The 5,785-nt window shown below is 72.9% G+C and carries 4 protein-coding genes and 1 pseudogene; 1 reads left to right on the top strand and 4 read right to left on the bottom strand.

Features of this window, described 5'->3' with window-relative positions:
- Positions 1 to 108: 108 nt before the first annotated feature.
- The 3 genes from AC2CJA_RS23270 to AC2CJA_RS23260 all read right to left on the bottom strand — a co-directional run bounded on the left by AC2CJA_RS23270 (position 109) and on the right by AC2CJA_RS23260 (position 3,366).
- Positions 109 to 987: an AlbA family DNA-binding domain-containing protein gene (locus AC2CJA_RS23270; RefSeq protein ID WP_484604640.1), complete on the bottom strand. Its 879-nt coding sequence runs from the start codon at positions 985 to 987 to the stop codon at positions 109 to 111.
- A gap of 168 nt (positions 988 to 1,155) precedes the next feature.
- Positions 1,156 to 1,884 (bottom strand): hypothetical protein, encoded by a 729-nt coding sequence (locus tag AC2CJA_RS23265; protein ID WP_484604639.1) that lies wholly within the window; start codon positions 1,882 to 1,884, stop codon positions 1,156 to 1,158.
- Between the two features lie 96 nt (positions 1,885 to 1,980).
- Positions 1,981 to 3,366: an AbiJ-related protein gene (locus AC2CJA_RS23260; protein WP_484604638.1), complete on the bottom strand. Its 1,386-nt coding sequence runs from the start codon at positions 3,364 to 3,366 to the stop codon at positions 1,981 to 1,983.
- A gap of 680 nt (positions 3,367 to 4,046) precedes the next feature.
- Between AC2CJA_RS23260 and AC2CJA_RS23255 the strand changes: the two genes are divergently transcribed.
- A complete protein-coding gene (locus tag AC2CJA_RS23255) occupies positions 4,047 to 4,778 on the top strand; it encodes a hypothetical protein (protein WP_484604637.1) in 732 nt (243 codons plus the stop codon).
- Here the strand turns inward: AC2CJA_RS23255 and AC2CJA_RS23250 are convergent.
- Positions 4,700 to 5,785, bottom strand: a pseudogene (locus AC2CJA_RS23250) (hypothetical protein); the annotation flags it as partial. The gene AC2CJA_RS23255 and the pseudogene AC2CJA_RS23250 overlap by 79 nt on opposite strands.

Raw genomic sequence — 5,785 nt, 5'->3', positions numbered from 1 at the left:
TCTTCACGGAACTCCGGCGAGTACGGACTCGAACGTGTCACTTGATTCTTCCCTCGATTCCTTACAGGACAACCCTATTGGGTCCCTGTCCGGGATCTTCGGGGCCCCTCACAGGCCGCCGTCCTCGAAGATCTGGACCTCGATGACGTCTGGGTCGTGGCCGTCGCGTGGGGCGTTGTAGATGCGGCCTTCTCCCAGGGCGGGGCTGGCCTTGGCCACGCCGCAGGTACGGCGGTGCCCGTTGGTGGCGTGGGTGAGGCCGGGGGCGACCTGCACGTCGCGCAGCAGGGTCTCCAGCTCGGGTGTGGAGGCGTTCTGGATGAAGTGCCACAGGCGGGTGTTCCAGTCGGGACCGCTGGTCAGATCCAGCAGCATGTCGCGCCGCCCGGCGGCTGGCTGGGCCAGGAGGAACAGGTGCGACTGCTCGCCCGCCCCGGCCAGGGGGTCGCGGCCGATCTCCTCGCGCAGCAGGGTCAGGGCGTCGTCTTCGGCGGTGCGGCGCCGCTGGTGCAGGCGGACGACGTCGGCGTCGGCCAGGGGGGGGCTTGGTCTTGTCGCCGCGGCCGAAGTAGCGGCCGTCGACCATGTGGGGGGCGGCGGGGCTGGGCGGGATGTGCACGATGAGGTAGCCGCGGGCGGGGTCGGTCTCGGAGGGTATGGGGTCGGTGAGTACCGGCAGCGGCGGGTCGGGCAGGGTGCGGGCGATGTTCTCCACGCGTTCGGCCAGGCCCGCCAGCGGCTGGGGGCGAGGGTGAGGGTGCGGTGCTCGGTGTCCTCGGCGACGCCGATCAGCAGGGTGCCGCCGTCGACGGCGAAGGAGGCCAGGTCCCGGGCGAGTTCCTTGTTGGAGCTCTTGCCGGAGGGGAGGGCCTCCTTGGCGTCCAGGTGGTGCGACTCGCTGATCAGGCCCTGTTCCAGGGCGGCGCGCAGGTCGGCTTCGGTCTTCGGCGCCCAGCGGGGGGTGTCGGGTGAGAGGTAGATCGACATCGGCCAGGCCTTCCTCACGAGCGGGTGGGCGCTGTGCGCCCGGACCGGCACGGTAGCGGACCGCACCGACAACACCACTGGGACCGTTGCGGCGCGGGCCCCCTCCCCCGTTCCTGCCGGCCGCCCCCACCGGTACGGTGGGCGCTGCCGCCGGTCTCCGCCAGGGGGCTACCAGTTCCCGGTGCTGTCGCGCCACGCCGTCCCCAGCGCGGTGAACTCCTCCAGCCTCTCGGCCAGGAGGTCCTGGGGGCGCTGCAGGTGGCAGTCCAGGAGGTGGATGCCGTCGTGGAAGGGCACGAAGCCGCAGCGGGCCCACACGGCGGCCAGCTTCCGCCGGGCGGCGGCGTGTTCGGTCTCGGTCATCTCCCGGCCGTCGGCCGAGCCGGGCTCGCACACCACCGCGACGCAGTCGTTCGACAGGCGGCGGATCGCCGCGGCGGCCAGGGCCGGGCCCAGGCCGAAACCGCGCCAGTTTGGCTCCAGCACCATGCGGTCCATGACCAGCAGATCACCGACCGGGTGGGCCAGCGCCTTCTCGAACCGCACGCTCCACTCCCCTTCGGCGGCGTCCAGGACGCTCTCGCCGATGCGGGCGACATCGCCGCTGTGGGCGTCCATGGCCTCCCAGGGGTGGCCGGGGCCGAACATGCGGATCCGTACGAACACCATGCGGCCCACGGTGATGTCGCGGACGGCGTCGAGGTCGGCCTGGGTCGCGGCACCGGTGGCGGCCGCCTCCTCGGTCAGGAGGTCGGCGTCGATCCGCGCGGTCACCGTCCACATCTCCAGGGTGTCGGAGAACTCCTGCGCTGCCACGGGGTGTTCGTGGCGGTAGACCAGGCTGATCAGGGACGGATCGGCGGGCAGGGCACGGCGGGCGGCCGGGAGCGTTGTCACCGGGCCCACAGCAGCGGCCGACCACGGGCCGGTGCGGGACGAGTCACCCGGTACGGGGGAAGCCGGGTGCCGGGGGTGCCTCGGCGCGGGGCGGGTTCAGTCGGTGCGGGGGGTGACGTCGAACTGCCGGAACAGGTCGTGGAAGAACTGCTGGAGCAGGGCACGGGCCCGGTCGCGGTCGCGGAGGTCGTGGGCGCCGAAGCGGAACACCTCGTATCCGGCGAGTTTGAGGTCCCGGTCGCCACGCATGTTGGCCGCGTACTTGGCGCTGTCCGGTCGTCCCTGGGTGGTGTAGTGGTGCATTCCGTCGACCTCGAGGACGATGCGGTGTCCGTGGGGCAGCAGGAGCAGGAAGTCCATGCGGAAGTTCAGCAGGGCCTGGGCGCCGCGGGCGCGGACGGTCTTGGGGTCCCAGTGCAGCCACACTTCGGGCAGGAGGGCCGGCAGGCCGTACACGGTGGGGCCGTGGATCTCGTGGTAGAGGTCGAACAGGGTCCGCTGCGGGGGTGAGGTGTCGGGCAGGCAGCGGGTCAGCCGCGCGTACAGCGATCTTTTGGCCTCGGTGTCGCCGGGGAGGTTGCGCTGGTCCCTCCACCAGGCCTGCAGGTCGCGCCAGCGCAGGCCGTCGGCTCCGATGGGGCGGTCGTAGACCAGGACGTCGTCGGCGTCGCCGAGGACTTCGATGTCGTTGTCGACGGCGTCGCGGAAGCGGATGTCGGGCTTGGTCAGCGTGGCGAAGACGAGGTTCTTCGGCCGCCGGCTGCGGGCCGTCCGGGTGGAGACGAGGTCGAAGACCGGGTAGCCGCCGTCGGTGCCCATCTCGCGCAGCTCGGCCGCGGCGGTGCGCAGGTGGGGGTTGACGGTGGCGGTGAGGCGGCGCTGTGCCGGTTCGTCGGGGATGGTGTCGGCGCTGACCAGGCCCTCCAGGAACCGTGCGAAGCGCGCATCGCCGGCGTCGAAGGCGCCGAGCTGTTCGAGGAGTTCTTCGGTGGACCAGTCCCCCGGGTTGCGCAGGACGTGCCGGTCGATGCGGGCGCGCAGCCCCGTGGGGGTGCCGGTCAGCAGGCCGAGCAGCGGGGCGTCGTCCAGGACCCACAGACGGTCCAGGAGGGCCATGAACCGGCCCGGGTGGCGGGTGAGGTCCGCGAGGTCGAGGGCCCGGGCGATCTCGCGCCGGGTTTTCCTGGGTATCTGCGGGGTGTTCTGCGCGGCCCACAGCGCGTCCTGGATCGTGTTCCGGGCCGCGGGGTCCACCAGTCCGTCACGGATCACGCGCTGCGCCACGTCCGGCAGCCGCCCGTCCGGCAGGGCCTTGAGGGTGTGCATCACCCGCTCGCGCTTCGACCCTTCCTCGGGCGGTTGCGGTAGTCGCAGCCGCGCACAGGCTCCGGGGAGCGTTCTGTGGGTGTTGGCGTCCCCCAGCCCGGAGAGCGCGTGTTCGAGGAGCTGCCGCAGCGCACCATGGTCCGTCTCACCCGCCATCACCCGATGATGGCAGGCACCAGGGCCCGGCCGACACCGGCTTCGGACCCCCGGGCCGGCGGGTGTGAGGAGCACCAGCGCGCCGCCGGGCCGGTGGAGGCACAGTCGGCGCCCACGTTGGTCCTGCGGGAGCCGGCCGCAGGCGAGGGCCGGGAGCCGGTGAGCGGGCCGGTCGGCCTTCGCGGCGGTCGTGCGGGGCGTCGATGAGACCGTCTGGGACCTGCCATGGGGCCCTGGGCATCCAGGTCCCCATGGCCGAGTTCTTCCAGGCCAAGTGCATCGAGTTGATCCCCGACTGAGCCCTCCTCACCAGCCGTCGTGGCCCGGCCCTTTGATCACCGGGGCCGTCCCTGCGCCGGTGCCTCCTCCGGCCGCCCCGCAGGGCGCGGCCTTGTGGGGCCGCGGCGGAGGCGGAGCGGTGTTGCCCAGGGCGGTTGTGCCGGGCCCGGGGCGGCAGGGTGCGGTCACCGGGGTGCGGTCGAGTTCGGCGGCGATGTGCAAGGTGCCGTCGGGCCGGTCGGTGACGGAGCCACGGGGAGCGCTCAGCTGCCGGTGCGGCCGACGCCAGCGGTCACCGCTTGGGCTCGCAGCGCCGCCCCGCGCGGTCAGGGGGAAGGCAGTCAGGTGGGTTGGCCCCTGATATGGCAGGATGCCGAAGATCAGCGAGCGGGGGAAGATTGATGTTTCGACGGGCTGCCGTGCTGGGCGCCTCGTGTGCGTTGCTGCTCCTCACCGCGTGCGGCAACGGCAGCGACAGTGATCGCGGAGACAGAGGTGAGGGCTGGAAACCGCCCGTGGGCACGGCGCAGGCCGAGCAGGTCGCGCGGCGCACGGCGCTCACGCCGCGGCAGTGGGGGAAGGACTTCCAGCGACGGAACGGCAACTACGAGTACGACCTGAGCGAGATATCGATGGGTCGGCCCGATGAGAACTGCCGCTGGCAGCAGGACCCCGGCCCATCCCCCGATTTGGTGGGATGGGTCCGCAACGTGGAGGTCCCCGGCTCGGGACCATCGGGTTCGATCATCGGCGAGGCGGATTCGATGGTTCTCGTACACAAGCGGCAGTCCACCGCCCGCCTCCAGCTCCCGGACATGCGCGCCGCCTTGGACCAGTGCCGGACCTGGTACTACGGCGACGCGCTGCGCTACGACGACATCCGCATGGACCACGCCGGGGTCGACGGCGTGGACGAGATCCTGGCCTGGTCGGCCACCTCCTCCCAGACCGCACAGGGCCAGAAGGCTCCCCGAGACTCCTGGCCGGTTTCGGAGATCATGGCGCGCAAGGGCCCGGTCGTCCTCCACGCCCGCATCACCGCCGATCCCGACGCCTACAGCGCGCGGGCGCTGCGCATCCGCGCAGCCCGGGCAATGGAGACGATGGTTGCGCACCTGACCAGCGGAGAGTGACCTGCCTGCGGCCAGCCCGCCGGTGGGCCGGTCAGGGCCCCGTGGCCGGGAGGGCGCGGTCGAGTTCGGCGGTGATGTGCCAGATGCCGTCGGGCTGGTCGGTGACCTCGGCGCGCAGGAGGACCGGGGCCAGCGGGCCGCCGGTCTCCTCCGCCCAGGGGCCCAGGTGGGGCAGGAGGCGGGCGGCGGGGTCGTCGGTCCAGTCCAGCAGGAGCATCTGGTGGGGGGGCACACCGTTCCAGGTCCCAGGTCAGGACGTCCAGGGCGGTCAGTGACTGGATGTGGTGCCAGGGGCGGGCGGCGACCTCCAGCGGCCACCATGCCGACAGGCACACCGTCAGGTGCAGAGAACCCGGGGCCTGCCACCAGGCCCCCTCGGGCAGGCCGGTGCCGCGGCCGGCGGTGATGCCGGTCAGGTCCGGGCGCAGCGGGTCGTGGAGGACCAGGGTCTGTACCGGGGGGAAGACCGCTTCGTGCAGGTCGTCGTCGTGGCGGGTGGCGGCCCGGCGCCGGCAGAACCGGTCGTCGGGGTCGGGGTGCAGGTCGGGGACCGGTCCCCAGTGCATCGCCGTCTCCTCCCAGGGGACGGTCTCGACCTCGTGGTCGGTGAACCAGGTGGGGGTGAAGTACCGCAGGGGCCCGGCGGCGTCCTGGGCGTCCTTGACCGCGCGCAGGTGGGGTGAGCGGTGGCAGGCGGCGGTCTGCCAGGTGCCGTCGGGGTGGTCGGGGTGGGTGATGCGGCCGCGGTCGAAGACCACCCGGTGCACCGTGCCCTGGCAGGCGGCGCGGGAGATGGCGTGTGCGGTGGCCCACCGCCACGGGTCGGGCCGGTGGGCGGGGGTGTCCGGCGGGGCCGGTGCGGTGGGCAGGGAGCCGTCGGGGCCGGGGCGGCGGGCAGGGTGGAACTCGTGGTCGGCGGCCTCGGGCCAGCCGTGGTCGCGCAACACGCGGTTGACGGCCGCCCGCCACAGGGCGCGGCCCGGGCCGTGGTGGAGGGCGCGGGGCAC

It is taken from the genome of Streptomyces sp. ATLC9, from assembly GCF_057196705.1.
This window is presented reverse-complemented; position numbering and strand designations above follow the sequence as displayed.

Coding starts and splice junctions, on each gene's coding strand:
- AC2CJA_RS23270 (WP_484604640.1), bottom strand. CDS start 987: ATGTCGATCTACCTCTCACCCGACACCCCCCGCTGGGCGCCGAAGACC.
- AC2CJA_RS23260 (WP_484604638.1), bottom strand. CDS start 3,366: ATGGCGGGTGAGACGGACCATGGTGCGCTGCGGCAGCTCCTCGAACAC.
- AC2CJA_RS23255 (WP_484604637.1), top strand. CDS start 4,047: ATGTTTCGACGGGCTGCCGTGCTGGGCGCCTCGTGTGCGTTGCTGCTC.